The sequence below is a fragment of the Hymenobacter crusticola genome, from assembly GCF_002154225.1.
GTDB classification, from domain to species: domain Bacteria; phylum Bacteroidota; class Bacteroidia; order Cytophagales; family Hymenobacteraceae; genus Hymenobacter; species Hymenobacter crusticola.
The window spans coordinates 74,282-98,891 of record NZ_MTSE01000014.1 but is presented as its reverse complement, the minus strand read 5'-3'; the positions used below and the strand labels follow the sequence as shown (position 1 = coordinate 98,891).

Annotated in this window: 22 protein-coding genes; 5 read left to right on the top strand and 17 right to left on the bottom strand. The window is 56.9% G+C overall.

Annotation, left to right across the window (positions count from 1 at the left end; genetic code table 11):
* Positions 1–115: 115 nt before the first annotated feature.
* From BXP70_RS20865 to BXP70_RS20855, 3 genes are all read right to left on the bottom strand, one after another.
* Complete coding sequence (locus BXP70_RS20865) at positions 116–562, bottom strand: PA2169 family four-helix-bundle protein (RefSeq protein WP_086596060.1); 447 nt, start codon at positions 560–562, stop codon at positions 116–118.
* A 205-nt stretch (positions 563–767) separates the two neighbouring features.
* On the bottom strand, positions 768–2,012 hold the full coding sequence (locus BXP70_RS20860; RefSeq protein WP_245849703.1) for a BaiN/RdsA family NAD(P)/FAD-dependent oxidoreductase: 1,245 nt from the start codon (positions 2,010–2,012) through the stop codon (positions 768–770).
* Positions 2,013–2,231: 219 nt separating this feature from the next.
* A complete protein-coding gene (locus tag BXP70_RS20855) occupies positions 2,232–3,083 on the bottom strand; it encodes an NAD(P)H-binding protein (RefSeq protein ID WP_086596059.1) in 852 nt (283 codons plus the stop codon).
* A 135-nt stretch (positions 3,084–3,218) separates the two neighbouring features.
* On the opposite strand from BXP70_RS20855, the gene BXP70_RS20850 reads away from it, so the two are divergent.
* Complete coding sequence (locus BXP70_RS20850; RefSeq protein ID WP_086596058.1) at positions 3,219–4,088, top strand: SDR family oxidoreductase; 870 nt, start codon at positions 3,219–3,221, stop codon at positions 4,086–4,088.
* Between the two features lie 287 nt (positions 4,089–4,375).
* Here the strand turns inward: BXP70_RS20850 and BXP70_RS20845 are convergent, their stop codons facing one another.
* Positions 4,376–5,230 carry a LysM peptidoglycan-binding domain-containing protein gene (locus tag BXP70_RS20845; RefSeq protein WP_086596057.1) on the bottom strand — a complete coding sequence of 285 codons (855 nt, stop codon included), beginning with the start codon at positions 5,228–5,230 and terminating at the stop codon, positions 4,376–4,378.
* A 78-nt stretch (positions 5,231–5,308) separates the two neighbouring features.
* Complete coding sequence (locus BXP70_RS20840; protein ID WP_086596056.1) at positions 5,309–5,608, bottom strand: hypothetical protein; 300 nt, start codon at positions 5,606–5,608, stop codon at positions 5,309–5,311.
* Between the two features lie 103 nt (positions 5,609–5,711).
* Here BXP70_RS20840 and BXP70_RS20835 point away from each other — a divergent pair, with 103 nt between their 5' ends.
* Positions 5,712–6,464, top strand: coding sequence for a glycosyltransferase family 2 protein (locus BXP70_RS20835; RefSeq protein WP_086596055.1), 753 nt, complete (start codon positions 5,712–5,714; stop codon positions 6,462–6,464).
* A gap of 42 nt (positions 6,465–6,506) precedes the next feature.
* On the opposite strand, the gene BXP70_RS20830 is transcribed toward BXP70_RS20835, so the two are convergent.
* The 8 genes from BXP70_RS20830 to BXP70_RS20795 all read right to left on the bottom strand — a co-directional run bounded on the left by BXP70_RS20830 (position 6,507) and on the right by BXP70_RS20795 (position 17,372).
* Positions 6,507–7,832: a metal-dependent hydrolase family protein gene (locus tag BXP70_RS20830; protein WP_086596054.1), complete on the bottom strand. Its 1,326-nt coding sequence runs from the start codon at positions 7,830–7,832 to the stop codon at positions 6,507–6,509.
* Positions 7,833–7,946: 114 nt separating this feature from the next.
* The gene (locus BXP70_RS20825) at positions 7,947–8,447 is read right to left on the bottom strand and encodes a YkvA family protein (protein ID WP_086596053.1); all 501 of its coding nucleotides are present in this window, start codon (positions 8,445–8,447) and stop codon (positions 7,947–7,949) included.
* 245 nt (positions 8,448–8,692) lie between these two features.
* On the bottom strand, positions 8,693–11,749 hold the full coding sequence (locus BXP70_RS20820; protein ID WP_086596052.1) for a T9SS-dependent choice-of-anchor J family protein: 3,057 nt from the start codon (positions 11,747–11,749) through the stop codon (positions 8,693–8,695).
* 295 nt (positions 11,750–12,044) lie between these two features.
* Positions 12,045–13,232: a hypothetical protein gene (locus tag BXP70_RS20815; protein WP_086596051.1), complete on the bottom strand. Its 1,188-nt coding sequence runs from the start codon at positions 13,230–13,232 to the stop codon at positions 12,045–12,047.
* Positions 13,233–13,319: 87 nt separating this feature from the next.
* Complete coding sequence (locus tag BXP70_RS20810; RefSeq protein WP_086596050.1) at positions 13,320–14,165, bottom strand: type 1 glutamine amidotransferase; 846 nt, start codon at positions 14,163–14,165, stop codon at positions 13,320–13,322.
* 148 nt (positions 14,166–14,313) lie between these two features.
* Complete coding sequence (locus BXP70_RS20805; protein WP_086596049.1) at positions 14,314–15,411, bottom strand: carboxylate-amine ligase; 1,098 nt, start codon at positions 15,409–15,411, stop codon at positions 14,314–14,316.
* Between the two features lie 93 nt (positions 15,412–15,504).
* Positions 15,505–16,584 (bottom strand): ATP-grasp domain-containing protein, encoded by a 1,080-nt coding sequence (locus BXP70_RS20800; protein ID WP_086596048.1) that lies wholly within the window; start codon positions 16,582–16,584, stop codon positions 15,505–15,507.
* Between the two features lie 86 nt (positions 16,585–16,670).
* On the bottom strand, positions 16,671–17,372 hold the full coding sequence (locus tag BXP70_RS20795; protein WP_086596100.1) for an esterase family protein: 702 nt from the start codon (positions 17,370–17,372) through the stop codon (positions 16,671–16,673).
* 228 nt (positions 17,373–17,600) lie between these two features.
* Here BXP70_RS20795 and BXP70_RS30590 point away from each other — a divergent pair, with 228 nt between their 5' ends.
* A complete protein-coding gene (locus BXP70_RS30590; RefSeq protein WP_245849702.1) occupies positions 17,601–19,115 on the top strand; it encodes an alpha/beta hydrolase-fold protein in 1,515 nt (504 codons plus the stop codon).
* 296 nt (positions 19,116–19,411) lie between these two features.
* Here the strand turns inward: BXP70_RS30590 and BXP70_RS20780 are convergent, their stop codons facing one another.
* Together BXP70_RS20780 and BXP70_RS20775 are read right to left on the bottom strand one after the other, a co-directional pair.
* Complete coding sequence (locus tag BXP70_RS20780) at positions 19,412–20,032, bottom strand: AlbA family DNA-binding domain-containing protein (protein WP_086596047.1); 621 nt, start codon at positions 20,030–20,032, stop codon at positions 19,412–19,414.
* 105 nt (positions 20,033–20,137) lie between these two features.
* Positions 20,138–21,019, bottom strand: a complete 882-nt coding sequence (locus BXP70_RS20775) for an SDR family NAD(P)-dependent oxidoreductase (RefSeq protein WP_086596046.1) — start codon at positions 21,017–21,019, stop codon at positions 20,138–20,140.
* A 325-nt stretch (positions 21,020–21,344) separates the two neighbouring features.
* Here BXP70_RS20775 and BXP70_RS20770 point away from each other — a divergent pair, with 325 nt between their 5' ends.
* The gene (locus tag BXP70_RS20770; protein WP_143436603.1) at positions 21,345–22,049 is read left to right on the top strand and encodes a siderophore-interacting protein; all 705 of its coding nucleotides are present in this window, start codon (positions 21,345–21,347) and stop codon (positions 22,047–22,049) included.
* A 293-nt stretch (positions 22,050–22,342) separates the two neighbouring features.
* On the opposite strand, the gene BXP70_RS20765 is transcribed toward BXP70_RS20770, so the two are convergent.
* A complete protein-coding gene (locus BXP70_RS20765; protein ID WP_086596044.1) occupies positions 22,343–22,768 on the bottom strand; it encodes a DUF3127 domain-containing protein in 426 nt (141 codons plus the stop codon).
* A 207-nt stretch (positions 22,769–22,975) separates the two neighbouring features.
* On the opposite strand from BXP70_RS20765, the gene BXP70_RS20760 reads away from it, so the two are divergent.
* Positions 22,976–23,929 (top strand): isoaspartyl peptidase/L-asparaginase family protein, encoded by a 954-nt coding sequence (locus BXP70_RS20760; RefSeq protein WP_086596043.1) that lies wholly within the window; start codon positions 22,976–22,978, stop codon positions 23,927–23,929.
* A gap of 164 nt (positions 23,930–24,093) precedes the next feature.
* Here BXP70_RS20760 and BXP70_RS20755 read toward each other — a convergent pair whose 3' ends face one another.
* On the bottom strand, positions 24,094–24,555 hold the full coding sequence (locus BXP70_RS20755; protein ID WP_086596042.1) for a hypothetical protein: 462 nt from the start codon (positions 24,553–24,555) through the stop codon (positions 24,094–24,096).
* Between the last annotated feature and the right edge of the window lie 55 nt (positions 24,556–24,610).

The window sequence follows — 24,610 nt, the reverse complement described above, 5'->3', positions numbered from 1 at the left end:
TCCTAAACTTTAGTAGCTACCTAGGTGACAAATAGATTCATAAACAAGAAGGCCCCTCCAATTCTGAAGGGGCCTTCTTGTTTATATGCAGAAGCCTGGTGGGAGGTCTAAGCAATTACTTGCTTGAATCGCGCAGGGCTTTGATTTCGTCGTGGCCTTGTGTGATGCCAGCGGCTTGCTTCTCAATAACGGCTTTCAAGTCAGCGGGAAGATCTTGGATTTTCTGCGCTGTTTCGTATGCTTTCTTGGCGTAGTCTTCGCCACGCTCGCACTCGGCGAGGATGCTATGACGATCTTTGCCCGTTACTAGGCCTTTCAGGTTAATGAAGGCGCGGTGCACCGTACCTGTGATAGAAGACTCTTCGTCGGGCTTCAGGTCCAGCTTGAACATCTGGTCTTCCAGCTCGGTGATATAGCTAGCACGCTGAGCAGCGTATTTTTTAAAAATGTCCTTCAGATCGGCATCTTCTACGTCAGTCATTGCCTCGGCGTAGCCTTTCTGGCCGTCTTTCAGGGTTTCGATCAATTCGTTAAGGCCGGCCTGTGTGGTTTTGGCGTCCATGAGAGGTAGTAGTTAGTGTTAAGGGAAAGAATTGTGCTTCCGTTTACTAGCTATTTGCTCCTAGGGTTGCGGCGTCAATTAACATTTATCACTGACCAGCTTACTTAGACCACTGCGTAGCGCCTCTGTTAAAACCAACAATAATATTCGGTAGCTCGCATTAGCACAGTAGGCCTAGCTTACAACAGATATTATGGCTTAGGAGTTATAAAGTTCTTGCCATGGCCCGGCCAGCTAGGTAGCCGGTTGTCCAGGCGGCTTGGAAATTGAAACCACCGGTGATGCCGTCAATGTCGAGCACCTCGCCGGCAAAGTAAAGGCCGGGCACGCGCCGGCTTTCCATGGTTTGCATATTTACTTCGCCGAGGACTACGCCGCCGCACGTCACAAATTCTTCCTTAAAGGTAGTTTTGCCGCGCACAGGTAAGGCTGTACGCAAAAGGCTTTCGATGAGCTTGTTCTGCGCTTTGGCAGGCAGCTCACTCCAGCGTATCTCGGCGCCGATACTAGCTTGTTCGGTAAGCGTGCGCCACAACCGCTGGGGCAAGCCAAAAAGTGGATTGCTTGTTACCACCTTGCGGCCGTTTTGGGCTCGAAACTCGTGCAGCCACTGGCGCAACGATTCTTCTGTGTGGGCTGGCACCCAACTCACAAGTGCCGTGCTTTGGTAATGTAAGTCGTGCAAACGGCGGGCGCCCCAGGCCGATAGCTTGAGTACTGCCGGTCCGCTTACGCCCCAGTGCGTGACGAGCACCGGGCCTTCGTACTCTAGCTTTTCGCCGGCCACGCGCACGCGGGCATTGGGCACGCTCACGCCCGGCAACTCGCGCAGCGGCGACTCCGGCACGTTGAAGGTAAACAATGACGGCACCGGCTCCGCAATGGTATGACCCAGGGTGCGCAGCCACTGATAATTCTCCGACTTAGGCGCACCGCCGGTAGCAATTAGCAGCCGGTCGACGTGCATTTCCTGGGCATGAGCACCAGTCAGCAGGAGGCGGAATCCACCCGGTGCCAACGGCTCGATTTTTTCGGCGGCGGTGTTGGTCAGAATCTTAACGCCTGCTTGCCGGGCAGCCTCCAGTAAGCATTGGGCAATGGTTTCACTGGAGTCAGTAGTGGGAAACATGCGCCCGTCGGGCTCGGTCTTGAGTGCTACGCCACGATCGGCAAACCAGCGCACAGTGTCGGTCGCCGCAAACTGACGGAAGGCTTCTTTAAGTGGTTTGCTGCCGCGCGGATAGTGCTGCGCTAGCTGGGTGGGCGAGTCGCAGGCGTGGGTTACGTTGCAGCGGCCGCCGCCCGAAACGCGCACCTTGCTCAGCAACTTGCCCGTTTTTTCGAGGAGATAAACCGTGAGGTGCGGATTGGCTTGGGCGCAGCTAATGGCACCAAAAAAGCCCGCTGCGCCGCCGCCCAGCACGGCTACGGTGGAAGTAAGTGGATTCACGCGGTAAAGGTACGGAGGAGCAGTAGGAACACACTGCGGCCGCTTCTCGTTCGCGCGGACCTAATAACCTAGGTCTCTCGCTCCTAGTATAGGGGTCGGGTGCGTGAGTGCCCAACTGATAGTTACGGATTGAATAGCCGGAACAACGTTGCGTTCCTAGCTTGCACTACTAGCCAAATGCTTGTGCAGCAGCTTACATAGGACCAAGGCAAGCTTTTTTTAAAGCGCAGCTAGTAAATCGTCGTGCTGGAACTGGTACGCTACTTTCTCCCGCAGCAGCTGGCTATCAATGCGCTTGCCGCTGGTGGTGTCGGCAGCTCGAAATGCTGGCGGCGCTACTTGCAGTTGCTGGGCGGCGAGGATATAAAACTCTTGGCGGCTAGGGTGTTGCGCCGCGCAGGCGTTGAACGTGTAGCCCCACACTTGCTGGCGGATAATGCTGGTAAGCACCCCAATGCAGTCGGTGAGGTGAATCAGGTTGACGGGCGCATTTGGCTGCGCTACGTCTTGCTTGCCGGCCAAAAAGCGGCCCGGCAATCGGCCGGGCCCAAACAACCCACCAAGCCGCACAACTGTGGTTTGCCAGGGCTTGAGGGACGACGTAAACAGGGCTTCCGCCCGCAGCAGCGAAGAGCTAGCTTCGGCCGAAGCCAGCGCATCCTGCTCCTGCATGGGGCGGGGCTCATCAGGGTAAACGCCAGTGGAGCTGACAAACAGTACCATCGACACGCCGCACGCTTCGGCGGCATCGCACACCGGCTGCAAAAGGGCTGCGTAGTCGGGGCTGGTGGCGGAACGGCGCGGGGGCACGTTTAAAATAAGCACCTCGACGCCGGTGAGCATTGCCTGGAGCGTGTCGGCGTCGGTAGCGGTGAGGGTGGGAGCTAGGCGCAGCAAAAACGGCATAATGCCAGCGTCGCGCAAGGCAAGGAGTTGGCTGGGTGTGGTCGTGGAGCCCACCACGGCGTAACCCTGCGCTACAAGTGTCTTTGCCAGAGGCAAGCCAAGCCAGCCGCAGCCGAGCACGGCTACCGTTGGGAGAGAGGAATATGTTGGGAGAGAGTCCGTCATGCCGGCTGCATGTTAATGGTTTTTTAGAAATTGCCGGCAACAGTGGCTCCATCAAGCCCAAATTAAGGTGCTCTGCTGAACCTAGGTCCGACCTAGGTCATTCGATTTATTTTCACCCACACAACGCCCACCCATATGCCCGCTTATTCTCAACCCATGCTCCGCGACAACGCGCTTCAAGGCAAAACCATCGTCGTGACGGGCGGAGGCACGGGCCTAGGTCGCGCCATGACCACGTACTTTCTGCAACTAGGGGCCAACGTTGCCATCAGCAGCCGCAAGCTGGACGTGCTGGAAAAAACCGCCGAGGAGCTGCGTCAGCAAACCGGGGGCCGGGTGCTAGCCGTGCCGTGCGATGTGCGCAAGTACGACGAAGTAGAGAACCTGCTTCAGCGCACCATCACCGAATTTGGGGGCGTTGATGTGCTGCTTAATAACGCCGCCGGCAACTTCATCTCGCCTACTGAGCGCCTGAGCCACAAGGCATTCGATGTAATCGTTGATATTGTGCTGAAGGGAAGCTACAACTGCACTCTCGCTTTTGGCAAGCGGTGGATAGCCGACAAAAAGCCCGGCACCATCCTGAACATCGTGACTACCTACGCCTCGGTGGGCTCCGCCTACGTGGTGCCTTCGGCGGCGGCCAAAGCGGGCGTGCTCGCGCTAACACGCTCCTTGGCCGTGGAATGGGCCAAATACGGCATTCGTTCCAACGCCATTGCGCCCGGCCCTTTCCCGACGGAAGGAGCCTGGAGCCGGTTGTTCCCCGAACCGTTGGCTCAGAAGCTCGATCCAGCGGCTAGTGTGCCGCTGAAGCGCGTGGGCGAGCACCAGGAGCTAGCAAACCTAGCCGCCTACCTCGTATCCGATTTTTCGGCGTACATGAATGGTGAAGTAGTGACGATCGACGGGGGTGAATGGCTAAACGGCGCCGGTGAGTTCAACAAGCTCGAGGTGATTCCGGGTCCGATGTGGGATGAAATCGAGAAAACCATGCGTCGCTGAACCACGGATTCGGGCGGATTTATCGGATTTATCGGATTTTGTAGCCGGCACTTTCACTACCATCTAGCGGATCGGTCCCTCCAACGCGATACTTTTAAATCCTAGGTTCTTCGATTACTTCTACCGCTTTTGTGGCCGATCATCGACCTAGGTTCTGATCGATAAAAAGAAAAGCCTTCCCAGCAGTGGGAAGGCTTTTCTTTTGGCATTAGCTAGAAAAGAACGAAAGCGAATCGGCCACAAAATCCGATAAATCCGATAAATCCGCCCGAATCCGTGGTCTAGGATTACAGCTTATAGCCTTTGTAGTCTTTAGTGAATTCCTCGGGCGCGATGGTCTGGTTGGCAACTACGTCGGAAAACTCATACTTCTCAAACAAGCCCTTATCATCGGCCACGTACACGAGGAGCGGCAGTAGCAGCTTCTGATCGATGCAAAGCACTGTGTGGCGGCCATAGGCATTCGGAACTTGCAGCGTTTTACCCTCCGTAATGGCCTGGCCAGGTGTGAGACCGTTGCGTTCAAGCACGCGAAATTCACCGCATCCAAACCGGTCGGCCACGCGAGCGGGCGTGTCGCCTTTTACCGCCTTATAGGACACGTAGCGGAACGGCGTATAATTCGACTCCAGCAAGTAGCAGGGACGATTCTGCACGGTGGTGTCGCCGGTGTAGCGAAAGCTGCGCTCGAAGCTGTGGTCTTGGCGCAGCGGCGAGCCATGAATAATATCAGCCACCACGCCGTAGCCCGCATCGAGCACGCTATGGTGCTGGTTGCGCCGCATGAGCGTACCATTGGGGTCGAGGCTGAGCGTGACGTACGGAAAGCTGTTCGGGTAAACCCAGGCGTCGCCATCATTTTGCCCCGTCACCCAGAGTACCTCAATGCCTTTCTTGTTGCGCATGTACACGCGTTGCGGATTATAGGCTAGCTTCAGCGTGGTTTGATTGGGCTGGTAGGCAGTGCCAATGCGTTCCTGCGCCTTAATCGTACAGCGCAAGGTTTTGAGGTTCTCAATAGCGGCCGCCAGGCGGGCAACAACTTGTTCGGTAGTAACTTTATCGGGGTGGGCCGGCGAAACGGCAGCCATTACAGTCCAGGTGGCTACCACAAGAACCGAAAACCGGAAAAAACGAGTCATGCGGGAAAGCGTGCTGGGGAACTAGGGAATGGATGAAACAGGGCAAAGAGGGCCGTAGCTCACCGCGTTGCTAGTTTACTAATTAAGACTAATACGGGGAAGACGCGTCGCGACACTATCAAAAAGAAATAGCTCGTCAATCTCGATGTTGCTGAGGAAGTCGTAAAGCGGGAACTGCTCAACCACAGCCCGGACTTCGGCGGCATCCTCGCCGTTCATGGTAATCCATCCCCGCGAGCGGTCGGCGCTGATGGCGTACGTTTCCACGACGTTTTCGGCAATCAGGTGATTGATGAAGGCGCGATGACGCGGAATGAGTTCCATGAAGGCATCATCGAAAACATCAGGTAGGTGAAGGGAGACATGAAATCGTGCCATAGATGGGAGAGGAACTAGCAGCCCTAACGACGGGCTGGTAGAGAAAGTTAGGTCGTGTGGGTAGGAAGGCAACTTTTTAGCCGAAAAACCAGAATAGGCGGGTATGCATTTTTCTATCATCACTCCTAGCCACAACCGGCGGCAGTATCTGCCCGAAGCAGTTGCCAGCGTCCGTGCGACCGTAAGCGCCCCCCTCGACTTTTCTTACGAACATTTGATCTACGAAAATGGCTCCACTGATGGATCGGCCGAGTGGCTCAAGAACCTAGGGCAAGATGGCCCGCCTTTGCGCTACTGGACCCACGCGGAGCGCGTGCTCGCGGGCCCGGCCCGCAACCGGCTCGTGCAAGAAGCGCCCGTTGATACGTGGATCGTGCCCCTCGACGACGACGACATTATGCTCCAGCGCACCTTGTTCCACTACGGCGCCCTCATCGAGCAACACCCCGCGCAACCGTGGTTTGTTGCCGATTTCTTGCGCATGGATGAGGACCGCCGCTATCTGCCCAACGAAGACTACTACGCCTGGAAGTTCGAGACGCCCACCGAGATGCTCCACGCTATCTTCAAAGCCGAGCACTTTATCCAGGGTAACGTGTGCTATAGTCGGGCCCTATTCGATGAAGTAGGCGGCTACGACGAAGAAATTGAAATGGCCGAGGACCTAGACCTGTACGTGCGCTTCCTCCTCGCCGGGCACTTGCCAGTGCTAGCGCCCCACATCAGCCATTTGCATCGTTTCCACACCAACAACGTCAGCATCGGGGTGGATGCGGACAAGCACAACGAAGACCTGCGCATCATCTACGATAAGTACGCGGAGGCATTGAAGAAGCTAGGTGTCGAGCGGCCATAGACGAGCCGCTGAGCCGCTGGGTATCTCCATTAAACGTCATACTCAGCGGCTCAGTTTCTCAGTTGCTCCCTTATAGACCACACCGCCTTTCATCACGAGCTGCACCTGCCGCAGGGAGCTGACCTCCTGGGTAGGGTCGCCTTGCACGGCGATGAGGTCGGCGAGTAGGCCGGGGGCAACATGGCCGCGGTCGGCTAGGTGAAATACGGTCGCGTTGCCACTGGTGGCTTGTTGGAGCACTTCCAACGGCGTGAAGCCGTACTCACGAACGAGTAGCTCCATTTCGCGGGCATTGTCGCCGTGGGGGAACACGCCCACGTCGCCGCCCATTGCGAACGTGACGCCGGCTTTGCGGGCCGCTTCTACGCTCGCTCGTTTTTCCTGCACGCGGGCGGGCTCGGGCGCTTGACCTTTGCGCCAACCTTGGTATTGCAAAATAGCGTCGCCGGCCGCTACGGTGGGGCAGAGCGCCACGTGGTGCTGCTTCATGAGCTTGAAGATTTCGGGCGTGCCATTGTCGCCGTGCTCGATGGTTTCGACGCCGGCCAGAATAGCACGCCGCATGCCCTCGGGCGTAGAGGCGTGGGCCACAACCGGACGGCCAGCGGCTTTGGCGGTTTGCACGATCACCGTTAGCTCTTCCTGCGAAAAGGTGGGATGCGAGGGCTCCCCCTTGCCCCAGCGGTAATCAGCGTAAACCTTCACCACATCAGCGCCCTTGCCCATCTGCTCCCGCGTGGCACGTGCCACGCCTTCGGCACCATCCGCCTCCTGGGCGCCCTGCGGCAGCACCACGTCGGGCGAAAACTTGGGGCCATAGCTGCCCGTGGCTACCAAAGCGCGGGTGGCAATGAGCAGGCGCGGGCCCGGTACGATTCCTTGGTCGATGGCTTGCTTCAGGCCCACGTCGGCATAGCCGGCGCCTTCGGTACCGAGGTCGCGGGCAGTGGTGAAGCCGGCCAGCAGCGTCCGTTGGGCGTGCACCGTGGCGCGGGCCACCCGCAGGGCCTGCGACTCAGTAAGTACTTGATCGTTCCAGGTGGTTTCGTTGTAGGGGTGCAGCAGCAGGTGGGAGTGTCCTTCGATCAAGCCGGGCAGTAAGGTTTGGTTGGCTAGGTCGAGGATGCGAGTGCCCGCGGGGGCTGCCACCTGCGCCGCGGGGCCTACGGCCGTGATTTTGCTGCCACTAACCAGCACCACCCACCCAGCGTGTAGCACTTGCCCATCGAAGACAGCTGCGGGCCGCAACAGCGTCGCGCTCGGGACCGACGGTGCGGAAGGTAATTGCGCTAAGGCAGTGAAAGAAGCACCTACTAGCAGCAAACCAGCGAGGCAGCGAGGAAAAAAACGTTGGGGAAAAAGCAGCATGCGGGCAAATAGTAACACTTGGGAATAAGGAACAATACAACTCTAGGTAAAGACCAATAAAAAGCCCTGGCAGCTGCTGCCAGGGCTTTTTATATAAAGCAAGACGCGAAAACCTTATGAATGGCCAAGCTCGGCAACGGCCGGCAAGCTGCGGTCGGACCTAGCGGGAGCTGGGGCCGTGCCAGATGCCGACGCGGCTGAGCTAGCTTCCCACTGCCGGAAACGCGCAATTTCCTCGGCAAACTTGCTGATAAACCAGCTGATCAGCGCGACATCATCTAGCAAACCCACTACCGGAATGAAATCGGGTACCAAATCTAGCGGCGACAGGAAGTACAACAGCACGGCTAGGCCAGCAATGATGGTGCTGGTGTCAATCTGACGGTAAGAGCCCGTGATGTAAGCACTAACCAACGCTACCAGCGTACGGCCCATGTCGACGAGCTGCTGGATAGCACCTTTGTTGCTATTTTTATCGTCGAGCTTGGCGGCCACTTCCCGCAGCACAACGGCTACGCGAAAAGGCTTGCCTAGGAGCTTGCCGGCGCGCTGAAGAAAGGCGCTGAAAATGAGGTTTTTAGAAATTTGAAGACCTCTTTGAACGAGAGAAGACATGAGTAGGCAAGTGCTAAAATGAAGGGAGAGATTGCCTGTATCTACGTACCTAGACCGCGCTGCGTTCTGCTAAGATGGGACAGGGCCGCTGATCAACAGAATTAAGTTCTGTGCAGTAGCGGAGGCCGGCCACAACCCTAGGTAGCGCCGAGCGGCTTGCTGCGCTACAGATTTCTGCCAATGCCTGCAACAAAAAAAGCCCACCTAGGCAGGTGGGCTTTTAGAGATAAAGCTAAAGTTGTGGGTTATTGCTTCACAAAGCGCTTCACGTACGACTGCTTCTCGCCGGTCAGCTTGAGGATGTACATACCCGAGCTGAGGCCGGTGAGGCGCTGGTTAATTTTCTCGTTCAGCTGCTCGAGCGAGCCAGTGGTGCTTAGCACAACGCGGCCATCGGTGGTGCTTACCTGCAAGCGCAGCGACTTGCCTAGCTCCGGAGCACTCAGGCGCAGCGTATTGGCCACGGGATTGGGGTACACCTGCAGCTGGTCGTTGGCCAGGGCGCTCTTGTTGGCCGTCACGTTGCTGAACAAGTAGCGCGTGAGGATGGGGTAGTGGTCGGTGGTGGTATTGCCGTAGTTGGTTACCAAGCTAGCCGCGTTGGTCAGCACGGCGGCCGAGCCGGGGATGTAGTAGGTGTTCATCTCGTTCGAGACTACCACGTGGTCGATCATGTCGTTGTAGCTCACCGTCGACTTTTTGCCGGCGAGGCTCAAGGGCAGCGTCAGGGCGGGGTAGTTGGCTGCGTCGGAGGTGAAGGAGCTGTACGAAGTAGCCGTGGTGCCCGCGTCAGAGGTGATGGTCACATCCAGGTCATCGTTGAAGTCACCCAGAATAACGATGTTCTCCGATCCGTAATGGGCGTCTAGCTCCGCTTTCAGCTGATCGGCGGCAGCTTTGCGGCGCTGGTAGGAAGTAGCGGTAGGGGCGGTGTTTGCCTTGGCGTGAATCACAACAAACTTGATGCGTTTTGTAATGCCGTTCAGCGTTACGTCGGCATCCATCACGTAGGGAAAACGGCCACCTGACCATGGGTTGTAGCCTGGGCACGATTCGGCTTCGGAGCAGCGGAACAGCGACGAAATCGTAACGTTGCTGAGCATACCCGTTTTGTACACGAAAGCTAGCTTTTGCGCGCCGGCGTAGTCAGGGTCGGTGGGGTTGTCGGCGTAGGAGCCGTAGCGCGACACTTTGTAGGTGTAAGGACCGCCGGGCAGCTGACTGACAACGTTGGCTAAGCGCACCGTATCGACCACTTCCACGAAGGCGTACACATCGGCCTTGATGGAGTTGAGGATGGTCTGCACGTTGGCTTGCTGCTGGTTTTTGTTGCTAGGGCCGTTCTGCGTGGAGCCGAACCATTCCAGGTTCCAGTTCACCACTTCCAGGGTGTTGTCGGTGTTGTACGTATTGCCCGAAACCGGAATCGTCAAGCTCGTTGCGTTGGCGGTTACGGCGGTCAGAGTACCGGTGAAGTTGCGGTTGGCTTGCGTTGGGGCAAACCGCACCGTAATGTTTTTGGTGGTGCCACTGGCTTCGGCTACCGTGTAGGTTAGGGTTGAGCTGAAAGTCGTACCATCCTTCGAGAGCAGAAAAGCCGGATCAGACGACGTGATGGTAGCCGGCCCAGTCAGGTTGTTGAAGGTGAGGCTTAGCGTTTGATTGGCGGTGGTGTTGGCGGCTACGTAGTTGAAGTCGAGGCCACTAGCAGCATTGCTGAACAAGGCGGGTGGGGGCGGGGTGCTGGAGTTGAGTAGGCTAATGTCGTCCAGCGTCCAGCGGGCTCCGTCTTCGGTGCTAGAGGTATACACAAAAGCTAGGTACACCTTCTGGCCTTTATAAGCGCTCAGGTCGATGTTGCCCGTCTGCGTCCAGGTATCAGAGGCTTGGCTGGGGAACTGGGCCGGAATATCCGTCCAAGCAACGCCGCTAGCCGTGGGGCTGCCCGTACCCGAGTAGTTCGTGGAGATGCGTAGTTGCAACGGGTCGCCGGTAAAGGCCACCCGGCTCCAGAAAGAGAACAGTGGGAAGTTGTAGCCGCTCGTTAGGTCGTAAGCGGGCGAGATCAGCCAATCTTCGTTCGTGTTGTTGGTGCTGTTGGCGTAGCCATTAATCTGTACGCCATTAGGCTTTGACGCTTTGCCGGTTGGGTCGGAAGCGTCGCGACCAAACGCGGTGCAAGCCCAGGTTTGGGCTCCCGATACGCTAAACTGCGACCAGCCATCGGAAAGCGAGGTAGTGCAGTTATCAAAGGCCGACAGCAAATTGCTCGGATCGACGCCGTTGCCCGTCACCGTTACGTTGCGGGAAGTAGCGCCGGCGCTCACGTTGGTGATGGTACCCGTGGCCGTGCCTTGCGCAGTAGGCGTGAAGCGCACCGCTACCGCCCGGGCCATGGTTAGCTCGGCGGGCGAATAGGTTAGCGTCGAGGTGAAGTCGGTGCCGTTCTTCGAGATGGTAAAGCGCGCCGGAGCCGTCACCGTAACGTTGCCGGTGAGGTTAGCGGCCGAAAGCGTGTAGTTCTTGGTCGCAGAAGTTGTGTTAATGTTCTGGTTGCCAAAGTCGAGGGTGGCGGGCGCTACGGTCAGCGCGGGCGTGTTGCCCGTTGGCGTCGACCAGGCCAGCGTGAAGTCGTCGATGGCCGAAGTTGGCCGGTTGCCCGAGCCAGTGCTGGCGGATGTCGTGACGATACGAATCCAAACCGGACCTGTCACGTTATCGAGCTGCGAGCCAAAATCGACGGTAATGGGCTTGTTGGTGAAAGCCGAGCCCCCCGTCGTGTTGCCGGTGCTTACCGTCGTGAACGTGCTGGGCGTGTCGCCGGTGCCGTAGTCGACCTGCCAGTTTGCGGTGCGCGGCGAGGAGGGATCAAGGGACTGAAGCAGGAACGTAAGCTTGAAGTCTGTGCGGCCGTTGGTGTTAGCCACCTGAAAGACAAAGGCCGCGCCGGGGTCACCTACCGTGCCCGTTTGCCGCACGCCTAGGGCGCGGTTTGTCGAAGCGTCTTGCTCGGCCGTGGTAGAGGTAGCCGTGAGGCCGGTGGCAGAAGCTAGGTTTTTGAAGGCGCCGCTGGTGTTGTTCCAGGCCGTTTTGGCCGTGGTCAGGCTGGCGGTGGTGCCTAGCGCAGTGGCTGTCGCCGCCGTACGAACGGTGAAGCCCGTCGGCAAGCCACCGCCGATGCCGTCGAACGTTTCGACGTATGGGCTCGTGGCCAGTGTCACCTGCGCCCAAGCGCTAGTCGCTGTAAGCAGCGAAAGCGCGCATCCCGTCAGTAAACGAGAAAAGGGTAAACGGTTTTTCATGGAATAGGTGCTATGGGAAAAGTGAAGCAAAAGTACCAGGGCAAAGGAATAGGAATGCTACTATTATATTATAAAAAGACAATACAATCTGCCTATTGTTGCATTAAAAATTGCCTGAGTTGTAGACCTAGCTAGTAGGTGAGCTAAGCCGATAGGGTAGAAATAAGCTTTATGTGCGTGCTAAATACTTACAGTCGAGCTAGTTTGGCTTATACGCAAAAGGCACGGGTTCAGACGATCATAATCGCCGAACCCGTGCCTTTTTGTATTATTTTTTCTTTAAATAATGTAGCTACTACTCAAACAAGCAGACCGTGCCACCCACCCAATCCTTATTCTTATTGAAGTTTACCCCAATCATAGCGCCGCGGCTCAGCCGACCTAGGTTGGTAATGAGCATGGGCCGGGCTGCCTGTTCGTGCCAGATGTAAAGCATCCGAATCTCACACTTCACCAGTCCATCGGGTGACTGAATGACCGGCTCGTACTGCACTTTACGCTGAAGCAAATAGTTGTGCCGGTCCGTTATGGCGTCTAAGTCAGCAGCCGTCACGTCGAGTTGCACGCCACTGCCGGCAAAGGAAAACAAGGGCTTGAGCACGTAGTTTTCCAGGTCGGCGGGGTAGGAAGCTAGGTCGCTCAAGTAGTGGCTCGGCGGCACGAAAGCATGGTGCAGCAGCGGCATGGTATACTTGCTGATACGGAAAAACCAGTTGGGGTGACCTACCCATTTCACGTCCACATCGTCGGTCAGGCGAAACTCGGTTTTAAGATCCGGGTGTTGCTCCAACTCGTCAAATATCAACCGGTTGTAAATGCGCTTGATGGGAATCTGACGGCCCTCCTTCTCATAATATAGCTGACGGCCGTTCTTGCGCACCTTCGTTAGGCACACCGCCTCAACTCCAATACCCCGGTGGGTCAGTTCAAAGTCGAGGCGAGTTTTCTGCTTCTCCGGAAATAGCTCCAGCAGAATGACGTTCTCCGGGTTTTCATCCGCCACGATGAGCTGCCGGAGTTGCTCAAAGTAATCAGTCGAATTGCTGACGTTGAAGAGCTGCGATACCGCATCGGAGATAGGATAGAACTGCCGAAACTTGCCCGGTAAATAATCCTGAAAGGCGTAGAGCGACGGAAAGCCTTGCAGTTCAATGAGCTGCGGCTCTAGCTCGCCGTCGGTGTTGCGGCATATCGCGTAATCGATGGCCAAAAAAGCGGTGTGCGCATCCTCATGCGGCACGCGCTGGTGCGGCGGTACGGCTCCTTCCGTTAGCTCCTTAAAATTAGCCGCCGTCAGCACATCAATGATGCTTTCCCCCGCGCTGATCAGCTTATCGCGCAATGCCGCTGGCACAAAAATGGGCGTTTCGGCAATCCGAAAGTCCAGCAAACCCGGCAGATCTTCCGCCATCGAGGCTAACATTTCTTGGTAACGCTCCGGGCTAAATGCCTCATTGAACGTGGCGCGGTGGTTCGGAATCATAAGGGCTTGGGCGTAAGAGTAGGCAGAAGGAAAGCGAAGCTCCCCTTCTGGGAAAAGGAGAGGAGCTTCACCGTTAACCCTAGTTCTTTAGCTATTTACGCTGAACTCAGCGGGAGCTTGTTGTTCCAGCAACGATTGAATAGATGTACGCAGGAAAGTCGGCAAAATCGTGGCCTCGGTTAGCTCGATGGCATTCGGGTCTTGCAGCAGTTCTACCATTTGATAGTACTTCTCCTCGCCATAGTTTGCAATAACGGACTGTCGTTTCTCCTCCGTTTGCATGTAGCGTAGCATGCCTTCCCCATCGGCCTCGGGATGAAACTGAGTGCCAAATACTTCCTCCGTGAAGCGAATAGCCATCAGGGCTTGCTCCAGAGGAACGTGGGGGCGCTCTTTCTCCAGCGCCAACACCTGTATACCTAGCTTCGCAATGCGCTCGGCGGCGGGCTGCGTCACCTGGTAGTCGCGCGAGTCGAGCACGTAGAAGGGGTTCGGTAGCGTACGCAAAAATGGATCTTCTTGCCCAGCTTCGGTCATTGGAATGGGGAAAATACCCAGCGAAGTCGACTTCCGCTTGCTGAGCACGCCAATACCTAGGTGCTGGCTCAGCAGCTGGAAGGAATGACAGATGGCAAACAGATATTTCTTGCGCTCGTGCGTCTGGTTCCAGCGCAGAATGTCGTCGAGTAGGGCGAAGAAAGGCGCTTCCCATGCTTCACCAGAAGGAAACGGGCTGCCTGGTCCGCCGCTGGAAATGTAAATGTCGTAGCTCAGGTCAGGTACTTCTAGCTTGGCCCGTACATCGAACACGTCGAATGTAAGCGCAAGGGGACTTTCGGCCTGCGCACGGCGAACTTGCTGCACAATGCAACGCATGCCTTCGTTGGGCGCGTTGTCGTACAGGTCGAGAATAGCAACTTTTAGTGGTTTCATGCAAAGAGGCCGCCGCTGAGTGGCGACGAAATGAAGGAAAAAGCCAACGTGCCACAAAGGTCGTACCGACCTAGGTGCTTGGCTCCGTGAGTTATAGAAAAGCACACGCTAACGACGGTCGCCGGCGTGTGCTTCTGGGTATAACAGCCTAGAGCCCGTGGTGGGTTTCCGAAATGATGTAATCAACCACTTTCTTCAGGTCGCCCGTCTCGCGGAATACGGCCAGTTGGCGGTCGGCGCCGGTACCAAATTCCATCATTTTGAGAATGTATTCCACCTCGTGGCGGCTGCCTAGCTCGTCAAGCACGTCGTCCACAAAGTCGAGGAGCTCGTGGATGAGGGCGCGGGTAGGTACTTCCTCTTGCTTCCCAAAGTCGATCAGCTTGCCGTCGATACCGTAGCGGGCGGCGCGCCACTTGTTCTCGTTGATGAGCGCTTTGCGGTAGAGCCGAAAGTTCAAATTCTGCAACTTCAGCTTGTAAATCTTCGCTACCAGCGCCTGCATAACGGCTGCCACGGCTACCACTTCGTCCACGCGCATCATCATGTCGCAGATGCGGTATTCGATGGTGTTGAAGAAGGGATGCAGGCGCAAATCCCACCAGATTTTTTTGCCGTTGTCGATGCAGCCCGTTTTTACGAGCTGCTCGATGTACTCGTCGTATTCGCTGGCGCTACCGAAGTAATCAGGGATGCCAGTACGCGGAAAACGCTCGAATACTTTGGTGCGAAACGACTTATAGCCCGTTTCGCGCCCTTCCCAAAACGGCGAGTTGGTGCTTAGCGCAAACAAGTGGGGTAGAAAATACCGCAGCGAGTTCATCATGTACACCCCTATGTCGCGGTTTTCGAGCCCGATGTGCACGTGCATGCCAAACACCAAGTTGGAGCGGGCAGCATCCTGCAGTTCCTCCACGATTTTGTCGTAGCGGGCGTCGGGCGTAATGGGTTGGTCCTGCCAGCGCGAAAATGGGTGCGTGCCCGCGGCGGCAATCTGCAAGCCCACGTTGCCGGCTAGGTCAATCACCTGTCGGCGCAGGTGCATCACCTGCTCGCGCGCCTCGTGGATGTTGTGGCAAATGGTCGTGCCAACCTCCACCACCGATTGGTGCATTTCGGCTTTCACTTGCTCTTGCAACACCATTTTGCCCCCTTCCACAATCTGCGACATGTGCGAACGAAGGTCGCGCGTGGTGGGGTCAATCGTTTGAAACTCTTCCTCGATTCCGAGCGTGAAAACCGGCATTGCCATAACAGATACTTATAAGAGGTAATGAGGGGAGGATGCAGGTAAAGAACCTAGCTCTCCTTCTGTAAAAGGAGAGCTAGGAACAACGCGTTACTCTTTGGCTTTCTTTGCCTTCGGCGCAGCTGCCTTCTTCGGGGCAGCTTCCTTTTTAGGAGCAGCTTCTTTCTTCGGGGCCGCTGCCTTCTTCGCGGGTGCAGCCGCCGGAGCCGTGACAATGCCAGCTGCCGCCGACGAGCGCTGCACATAAGTGCCCCACGTCAGGTTGTCTTTGCCGGGCTGCTGGGCCTGGGCCCGCTCAATGGCGAAGTTCGCGGCGGTTTCTACCACCCACTCAAAGTTCTCTTGTCCAACGGAGTGGATATCAGCATCAGGAGCGGGGTTGCCGAAGTCGATGGCCAGCGGAATACCGTCGCGCACCGCAAATTCTACGGTATTGAAATCATAACCTAGGCCTTGGTTCAGCTTCAGCACATAGTCGGTCATGGTAGCGAGCAGCTTTTCGCCGGCCGGGCCTGTCGTCTTCATTTCCGTGGCGTAGCGCTGGTGGAACTCATTGCGGGGCTCGTAGGGCATGATGCGCACTTCTTTGCCGCCGATGCAGTAGCAGCGGAAGTAATCAGTAAAGTCTACGGCTTCCTGGAACAGCATCACCAGTTGAGCCGTTTGGTCGTAGGCCCGGAAGAACTGCTCGGGGTTATCGAGCTTGTACACGCTCTTCCAGCCCCCGCCCGAGTGCGGTTTCATGAAGGCCGGGAAACCGATCTTAGCGAAAATGGCGTCCCAGTTCGTCCACTCTAGGTTGCGGAAGGAGTTGTGGTTCGTGTCGTCGGGACGCTCCTTGGAGGGCAGCAGCACCGTACGCGGCACCGGCACGCCAAGCTGCACGGCGAGGGCGTTGTTGAAAAACTTCTCGTCGGCACTCCACCAGAAGGGGTTGTTAATCACGGCAGTACCCGTGAGGGCGGCGTTCTTGAGGAAGGCGCGGTAGAAGGGCACGTCCTGCGAAATCCGGTCGATGATAACTGCGTAGTCGGTGGGAACCGCTTGCTCGACCACGTCGATTTTCACGAACTCGGCAGTGATGCCGCTGGGCGCTTTCTCGTTGATGCGGTCGATGAAGGCTTGAGGGAAAGTGTTTTCCTGGCCGAAAAGAATACCGATTTTTTTCATGAGCGTAGTACGGCGTAATAGTCCGTAGGAGAGGATGAAAATGATGTAGGAAACAAGCCGACGAGCTAGCCGGCGGCTCTAAGTACTTAAATCTGCGACAAATAATGCGGGAACATGTCGCGCCACACCGGCCAGTCGTGCGAGCCAGGCCGGATATCGAGCCAGTGGCGGATGCCTTTGTGGTTCAGAATGTCGGACATTTGCAGCGTGGAAGGCTTGCAGAAATCGTGTTCGGCCGTCCCTAGCACGATGTTCATTTGGTAGAAATGATCATTCTGCGCGTTGGGCATGTAGTCGGGCGGGTTGTTATAATAAAAGTTCTCGTCGTAGTAGCCGTCCATAAACTGACGCATGTCGTAGGCGGCGCCCATGGCGAAAAGGTAGGCTACCTGATCGGGGTGGCGGAAGGCGAAATTCAGGGCTTGGTAGCCGCCGAAGCTACACCCAGCCACGCCAATTTTGTCGACGCTGCACTCGCGCTGCAACATAGGCACGAGTTCCTGGCTGATCATGGCGTCGTAGCGCATGTGGTTTTGCACGCGCTCGGCGGGGTGTAGGTGCTTGGCATACCACGTATGCGCATCCACGCTGTCGATGCAGTACAGTTTGATCTTTTTGTTCTCGATGAACCACTGCACCGACTCAACGAGCTTGAAATCTTTGGCTTCGTAGTAGCGGCCCCGCGAGGTCGGAAAAACCACGATAGGGTAGCCCCAGTCGCCAAAAACCAGCATCTCCACGTCGTGGCCTAGCTGGTGGGAGTAAAACGGACGGTAGGTTTCCTGCAAGATCGTAGGGTTTGGTGAGCGGGTAAAGAAAGGAGAACCGAGCGAAAACACCTCATGCAAGACGTATAATGCTGGCTAGAGGCGGAAAAAAGTATCTTCTTGCAGTCGCAAAGTCATGTAGAATGCTGTCATTCCGGGCACAGCGCGGGAGCTGGTTTTTTCGCTGGCAAGACCTCGGTTCAGCTTCCGCGCTGTGCCTGGAATGACAGGTTTTACTTTATTTAGATAATGAGTCAGTACTTTTCAACCCAGCGCCAGACCGTTACCGTCGTTCGCAATCAGTCGTTAGACTCGGTTCCTCTAGAACGTACGGTCCGGCTTGACATAGTGTTACCTCCACATTACGACCCAGCTGCGGGGCCCTACCCGGTGCTCTACCTGAATGACGGGCAGGACCTTAACCGGCTGCGGCTGCCGGCTACGCTCAACGGATTGTACCGGCGCCAAGCGTTGCGGCCATTTGTGCTGGTGGCCATCCACGCCGGCGAGCGAATTCGCGAGTACGGCACGGCCGCCCGCCCCGATTTTTTGAACCGGGGCGAGAAAGCCGGGCTCTACACGGAATTTATGCTGCGCGAGCTGCTGCCGAGCGTGCAGGCGCAGTACCACGTCAGCGCCGACCCTCGCCAAGTGGTGGTGGCAGGCTTCTCACTCAGCGGGTTGTCGGCTTTTGATCTGGTGTGGCATCACCCGGAAGCGGCGCGGCGGGCGGGCGTGTTTTCGGGCTCCTTCTGGTGGCGAAGCCGCGCCCTGAGCGAAGGCTACACCGATGCCGACCGCATCATGCACAACTTGGTGCGCCACGGGCAGCCCCATGCCGAGCACCAGTTTTGGCTGCAAACCGGCACCCAGGACGAAACCAACGACCGTAACCACAACGGCATCATCGACTCCATCGAAGACACCCTGGATATCATGGCGACCCTCGCCCGGGTGGGGTTGCCTGAGCCCTCGGTACGCTACGTGGAGGTGGTCGATGGGCGCCATAATCAGCACACGTGGGCGCACGTCATGCCCGATTTCTTGCAGTGGGCTTTCGGCGTTGATGCTAGGTCGGGCTGGCAGATCAGCCGCCCGCCGATGAAGGCGATTCCGTCGCATCACTGGGAAAGCACCCGCCGCATGCTTAATCGCCGTCATCCGCGCGTGCGAAAAAGGAATAATAGCCGTTACTTAACGGCTGCACCCGCTTCCTCTGCTCCCATGAACCCCATTACAACGCGCCCCGCCCCCGGTGAATACCTAGCTTACTACCAAACCTATATCAGCTACATTCCGGAACACGCCGACCCAATTGCGCAACTTCAGACCCAGTTCTGGCAAGTGCAGCAGCTCACCAACATGCTCACCGATGAGCAGGCAAACCTAGCTTACGCGCCCGGCAAGTGGACCATCAAGGAAGTGCTGCTGCATATTCTGGACACGGAGCGCATTATGGCCTACCGTGCCCTGCGCTTTGCCCGCAGCGACCAGCAAAATTTGCCCGGTTTCGAGCAGGATGACTACGTGCCGAATTCCGGCGCCAACGACCGGCCGTTGCCCGACATCATGGCTGAGTATGCGGCCACGCGCGCCGCCACGGTGGCGTTGTTTCGCACGTTCACGCCCACGCAGCTCGATCGGGCCGGCACCGCCAACAATGGCCCGGCAAGTGTGCGCGCCCTCACGTATATTGTGCCCGGCCACGAAGCGCATCACTTAGCGGTGCTGCGCGAACGGTACTTACCGCTGCTAGCACACTGAGGGGGAATGTTGCGCGCCCATTCGAAGAGTGCACAACACCACCTAGCTTCCCTGCGTTAGAGAATTTCCTTATTCACACCCCCTACTAGTTTACAACAATGGCAAAAGCACAAGACGCCCGAAAGGAAAAGAAAAAGGAGCCTGTTAAGACCACCAAGGAAAAAAAGGCTGCCAAAGAGGAAAAAAAACAAGCCCGCGCCCGCAAGCAAGACTAGCTGCGCGCGAGTGACTGAGCGGCTGCGTGACTGAGTGGATGTTCGAATGACAACACTCAGTCACGCAGCCGCTCAGTCGCTTTATAGGGTGTAATAGGGCTCCTGCTCTTTGTCGTGGTGGCGAATGTAGCCGTGGAGCGTGAGTTTAATGAGGGTGCGGTAGGCCCGACGCTGACCTAGGTTCAGGAGCTTCATGTACTGGGCCAGGGTGATGCGCGGATTTTTACGCAGATAGTCCAGCACCGCTAACTCTTCTTTGTTGAGCGGAATTTTTTCGAACTGTGGTTCGGAGCGCTCCAGCACTTTCTCGGTCAGGCTGCTGGTTTGCACGCTTTCGTCGCGCACGCGCACGTAGCCTCGCCAGTCGCCGGGCGCCACTTGGGCGCGGTGCGGCTTCTGGCTGCTTTCCTGCACCGTCACGATGAGCACGGTGCGGCCGTCTTCCTCTACCTCCTTGAAACCTAGGCGCAACGGCGGCTCTACGTAGTGTTCGGCGGCTTCGCGCAACACGTATATTTCCTCTTCCGTGTCGCGCACGCCCACGATGCGGCCGTCATCATCGACGCCCACCAGCACCCGCCCACCGCGCGTGTTGGCCAGCGAAGCTAGGGTGCGGGAAATGCGCGTCGGGTGAGTGGTTTTCTTTTTGAATTCCAACCGTTCGCCTTCCCCTTGCCGAATTAATTCCTGGAGGTCTGTCATCTGCTATGCTAGCAAAATACGTCTGTTATCCTGCCCATTCGGCGTCTCAGGCAACAGCAGAGCAGGAGCGAGGCGCCGAATGGGCAAGGATGCTAGGTAGATTATTTATAACTGCCCAAGCCCTGTTTCCTCTTCCGAAATGCGCCACAGCCGGCTAGCTTCCGCCCGATTCTGGGCGCGGCTGGAGCAACGGCCGGGCTTGTTGTGCTTGAAGTACTGTCCCGTAACTTTATCCACCTCTGACGAGCTAGCTAGGTAAATGCTGGTTTGGGCGCCTTGCTCGGGCGAAATCATGAAGGGCCGGGCCAACCACCACAAAGCCTTAATCAGCCGGGAGCTGTTTGGGTTCACCAAGCCGGTATCCACGATGCCGGGATGCAGGCAGTTGGCCGTCACGCCAGTAAGATCGAGGCGGTGAGCTAGCTCGTTGGTAAAGAGAATGTTCGCCAGTTTGGTGTCGCAGTACGCGGTGAGGGAGCTGTACTTCTCCGGGTCGTTGCGGGCTTCCTGGGAAGCTTCTATTTCGCCCAGCCAATGTGCATCCGAAGCTAGCGTGACAATGCGCGCTTTCTCGGCGGCCGTTAGCTTCGGCAGCAGGAGATTGGTGAGCAGAAAAGGCGCCAGGTGGTTCGTTACCCAGCTCAGCTCGTGGCCCTCGCTCGTGATGGTGAGCGGGCCCGGCACGATGCCTACATTATTGATAAGCACGTCAATTTTTTCGTAGCGCCGGTCAATTTCGGCGGCTAGCTCCCGCACGTTGGCGAGCAAAGAAAAGTCGCAGAGCAGCACGTCGGGGTCGGAGCCGGGCGCGACAAACTGCACGGCGGCGCGAGCACCAGCGGCGCGGTCGGGGTGGCGGCACACCAGCACGAGGTGAGCCCCACGGCGGGCTAGCTCCCGAGCCGTTACCAGCCCGATGCCGCCCGAGGCACCCGTTATCAGCACCGTCTTGCCACGGAGTACTTGTTGATCAAAAGAGCCAACCATGCGAGGGGAGAGAAGCTAGGGGTGCTCTACAAAACGGACAACCCTAGGGGATGTTGCAAACGCAATAAACGACAAAAGGCGGTGGGTGGCTTCGGAAGGGGCAGAATTAAGCAGTGCCTCGTTAGAAAAGATGCGCCTAGGTCGTGCTGCGCTTACCGAAGCAACGCACGTGCAATGGCAGATCTGACATAAGAACGAAGCGGTAGTAGTGCGCCGAGCAGCGCAGTCGCAGTATCTGCCGAGCCGAGTTTTCAAACAATCTTAAAGTAAACCAGCAAGTCAAACCGTCTTAAAACTATTGACTGTACTGTTTGCTTTTCCCTTCATGAGTTTACTTACCTCGCTAGCCCGTCAGGTGACGCAGCAGGCTACCATTGTCGCCGCGCAACGTATTGCCGCTCACGCCTATCAACTCACGTTAGCTAGCCCAGCCTTCGTCGATTGGACCTATACGCCTGGGCAGACGTTGAACGTATTTTTCGGCCTGAGTGCCCGCGGCGGGGCGGCTACCTTACGCAAGCGCACCTATTCGGTGTGGGACTACAATCCGCACACGGCACAACTAGAGCTGGCTGTGTGCACCTTCTCCGATGGGCCCGGTGCCCGCTGGGCCGCGCAGTGCCGGGCTGGCGACGAAGTGAGTTTCTATGGTCCCGGTGGTAAGTTCGTGCTAGCCCCGAATGCTGTTGGCTACGCGCTGCTCGGGGATGTATCGTGCCTGTCACACTTCTACGCGTTACGCCGGCAAATCCCCACTGACGTTCCCGTCATCAGCGTCATTCACGCCCAGCACACCGACGACTGCTTCCCTGACCTAGATGGCAGCTTACCACTGCACTTTGTAGTGGCTGATACGCTGTCCGCGGAGCAATTCCTAGCTGCTGCGGAAGCGCAAGGCTTGCGGTCGGTGCCGGAAACACTCGTGTACTGGGGCGGACCGCAAACTACCTGTGTTGCCGGGCACCGTGTACTTCAGCGCGAGTGGCAGTGGCCTGATCAGCTGTTAAAAACGAAGCCATTTTGGAAGTAAAACCGTAACGCGGTTAATTGTCTCAATGACTCAGGCTACGTAATTGGTTTAAGTTGCAGTAGCGGGGGCAAGAGACCAGTAGTAAGAGGCAGGATTTGAATATTCCGAAGCCCCAGCGGGACGGCACTTATCTTGAGTGTAGCTCCGTTGGGGCGTTGCTTTGGTAGTGTTGGGCTAGGTGCTGCCAATGTGTCGTCCTGCTGGGGCTAGGATAGGACATAATTTGGGGCGAAAACAAAAAAGCCGCTCTCTGTCGAGAGCGGCTTTTTTCAAAAGGAAAAAACAAACTATGCTTAGAAAGGCAGATCGTTGTCGTCGTCGCTGGCGATAGGTGCAGCGGGTTGAGCGCGCAAGTTCGGGTTTTGGTTGGCAGCGGGGCGGGGAGCCGGAGCAGCTTGCTGGGAGTAGCCACCACCAGTGCTAGCCGGAGCAGCGCCACCAGCAGCCGACTCGATGCGCCATGCTTCGAGGTTGGTGAAGTACAGCATCTGGCCGTTTTTGTTGAAACCACGGCCACGCAGGTTAAACGTAACCTTTACTTCGTCACCAATTTTGTAAGGGTCGATGAGGGCTGTTTTGTCCTGCACCATTTGGAACTTGATATGCTCAGGGTACTGGCCATCCTGAACTTCCAGCACGAACTCGCGCTTGCGGAATTTCTCGCTCACCTGTTGTTCATCGAAGATTTCGTGCAGGCGGCCGGTAGCTTCGTAAGCCATAAAAAAAGATATTGAGAGTGAGATTAGTCAGTCAAATATACGAACAAAAACCCGCTTTGGCTAGGTAGCTCGGCCAAAACCACACCCCGCCAACTGCGTACGTGAAGAAAGCTAGGTCGCAAAATCGGGGGCATTTACGCTCTAAAGGCACCTTTACAAGCGGCTTATCTTTACCAAAATTCTCACGTTTTTGTTCCTCCTTTACGCATGGATTTTCCTCTTGCTTTGGCCGTGCACGGTGGTGCTGGTACCATCTCCCGCGACCAAATGACGCCCGAACTCGAGCGCCAGTACCGCGACGCATTGCAACAGATCATTGAAACCGGCTACGATGTGCTGCGCCACGGTGGCCTAGCCCTCGATGCTGTGGAAGCCGCTGTGCGTGCCCTCGAAGACTGCCCCATGTTCAACGCGGGCAAGGGCGCAGTATTCACTCACGACGGGCGCCACGAAATGGATGCCGCCCTGATGGACGGCCGCGACCGGTCGGCGGGAGCGGTAGCGGGCGTGCGCAACATCCAGAACCCGATCGGCCTGTGTCGCCTCGTCATGGAGAAGTCGGACCACGTACTGCTGGCTTGGCCCGGCGCTGAGGAGTTTGCCCGCGAGCACAACGTGCCCATGCAGCCTGACGACTACTTCTTCACTCAGCAGCGCTACGATCAACTTCAAGGCGCCCTGAAGAGTGGAAAGGTGCAGCTCGACCACAGCCACAACGATTCCCCGAAGGAAAACCCCAAAAGCAAGATTGGGACGGTGGGCGCCGTGGCTCGCGACCGGCACGGCAACCTAGCTGCCGCCACCAGCACCGGCGGCATGACCAACAAGCGCTATTCCCGCATCGGCGACTCGCCCGTAATTGGCAGCGGCACTTTCGCCGACAACCACACCTGCGCCGTCAGCTGCACCGGCACCGGCGAATTTTTCCTGCGGGCCGTGGCGGCCTATGACGTGGCCTGCCTCATCGAGTACCGCGGCCTGAGTCTAGCCGAAGCCTGCAACATTGTGGTGCACGACAAGCTAGCTCCCGTTGGTGGCGATGGTGGACTGATAGCCGTTGACACGGCCGGCAACCTAGCTTTGCCCTTCAACTCGGAAGGCATGTACCGCGGTACACTCACCTCCGAAACGCCTTTGTACATCGGCATTTTCAAGGAGTAGAAGGAGTGACTTTTGCGCAGCCTATATAATAAGGAGTAAGCACAGCAGGAATAACTCCTCAAAAAAGAAGCAGCGCCCGGAACGGGCGCTGCTTCTTTTTTGGCAAGGCAAAGGGGCTTGCACGTGAAATTGGCGGCTGGTCGAGATGAAAGCAGCCAAGGAATTTACCATTCGTCGTGCTGCACGGTGGCTTGATCAAGCACGTACTGTGCCCCCGGCGCAGTCGTGTTATCGATCTGGATAGACTTGCGCAACACGTCGTCTACTAAAATGTCAGCCTTCAGGTACGCACCACGTGGGGCCCGAGTCCCGGCTTTCACTTGTTTGAAGGCTAGTGTAACGTAATAGTCCTTGCTGGTCGGAACCTTATATGATCGAATGGTACCCTGCACCGATGCGTCGGCGATGTCGCTATTCATATTGGTTGCGGTGCCGGAGCCATCTTCCTTATTGCAGCCGGCGTTGACGTAAGCACCTAGGCCGCTGAGCTTAGCACCGGTGTAGCGCACTTTTACATCGTGCATCGTAGGTGCGGGGCCGTCTGTTCTGACATTATCGTCTGCGCAGCTCAGCAGCGGCAAGACCATCACAAAGAGGAGATAGGGGCGGGGGGCTAGCTTCTTCATGGTATTAATATAGAGTATTCTAAATAATATGTATAAGTCATTTTCGTATAAGTAC

What these genes read in the sequence shown, in the direction of transcription:
- BXP70_RS20780 (WP_086596047.1), bottom strand. Translation starts at nt 20,032, where the DNA reads ATGACAGACCTCCAGGAATTAATTCGGCAAGGGGAAGGCGAACGGTTG.
- BXP70_RS20855 (WP_086596059.1), bottom strand. Translation starts at nt 3,083, where the DNA reads ATGACGGACTCTCTCCCAACATATTCCTCTCTCCCAACGGTAGCCGTG.
- BXP70_RS20810 (WP_086596050.1), bottom strand. Translation starts at nt 14,165, where the DNA reads ATGAAACCACTAAAAGTTGCTATTCTCGACCTGTACGACAACGCGCCC.
- BXP70_RS20850 (WP_086596058.1), top strand. Translation starts at nt 3,219, where the DNA reads ATGCCCGCTTATTCTCAACCCATGCTCCGCGACAACGCGCTTCAAGGC.
- BXP70_RS20830 (WP_086596054.1), bottom strand. Translation starts at nt 7,832, where the DNA reads ATGCTGCTTTTTCCCCAACGTTTTTTTCCTCGCTGCCTCGCTGGTTTG.
- BXP70_RS20845 (WP_086596057.1), bottom strand. Translation starts at nt 5,230, where the DNA reads ATGACTCGTTTTTTCCGGTTTTCGGTTCTTGTGGTAGCCACCTGGACT.
- BXP70_RS20760 (WP_086596043.1), top strand. Translation starts at nt 22,976, where the DNA reads ATGGATTTTCCTCTTGCTTTGGCCGTGCACGGTGGTGCTGGTACCATC.
- BXP70_RS20765 (WP_086596044.1), bottom strand. Translation starts at nt 22,768, where the DNA reads ATGGCTTACGAAGCTACCGGCCGCCTGCACGAAATCTTCGATGAACAA.
- BXP70_RS20775 (WP_086596046.1), bottom strand. Translation starts at nt 21,019, where the DNA reads ATGGTTGGCTCTTTTGATCAACAAGTACTCCGTGGCAAGACGGTGCTG.
- BXP70_RS20770 (WP_143436603.1), top strand. Translation starts at nt 21,345, where the DNA reads ATGAGTTTACTTACCTCGCTAGCCCGTCAGGTGACGCAGCAGGCTACC.
- BXP70_RS20755 (WP_086596042.1), bottom strand. Translation starts at nt 24,555, where the DNA reads ATGAAGAAGCTAGCCCCCCGCCCCTATCTCCTCTTTGTGATGGTCTTG.
- BXP70_RS30590 (WP_245849702.1), top strand. Translation starts at nt 17,601, where the DNA reads ATGAGTCAGTACTTTTCAACCCAGCGCCAGACCGTTACCGTCGTTCGC.
- BXP70_RS20800 (WP_086596048.1), bottom strand. Translation starts at nt 16,584, where the DNA reads ATGAAAAAAATCGGTATTCTTTTCGGCCAGGAAAACACTTTCCCTCAA.
- BXP70_RS20815 (WP_086596051.1), bottom strand. Translation starts at nt 13,232, where the DNA reads ATGATTCCGAACCACCGCGCCACGTTCAATGAGGCATTTAGCCCGGAG.
- BXP70_RS20865 (WP_086596060.1), bottom strand. Translation starts at nt 562, where the DNA reads ATGGACGCCAAAACCACACAGGCCGGCCTTAACGAATTGATCGAAACC.
- BXP70_RS20835 (WP_086596055.1), top strand. Translation starts at nt 5,712, where the DNA reads ATGCATTTTTCTATCATCACTCCTAGCCACAACCGGCGGCAGTATCTG.
- BXP70_RS20805 (WP_086596049.1), bottom strand. Translation starts at nt 15,411, where the DNA reads ATGCCGGTTTTCACGCTCGGAATCGAGGAAGAGTTTCAAACGATTGAC.
- BXP70_RS20820 (WP_086596052.1), bottom strand. Translation starts at nt 11,749, where the DNA reads ATGAAAAACCGTTTACCCTTTTCTCGTTTACTGACGGGATGCGCGCTT.
- BXP70_RS20840 (WP_086596056.1), bottom strand. Translation starts at nt 5,608, where the DNA reads ATGGCACGATTTCATGTCTCCCTTCACCTACCTGATGTTTTCGATGAT.
- BXP70_RS20825 (WP_086596053.1), bottom strand. Translation starts at nt 8,447, where the DNA reads ATGTCTTCTCTCGTTCAAAGAGGTCTTCAAATTTCTAAAAACCTCATT.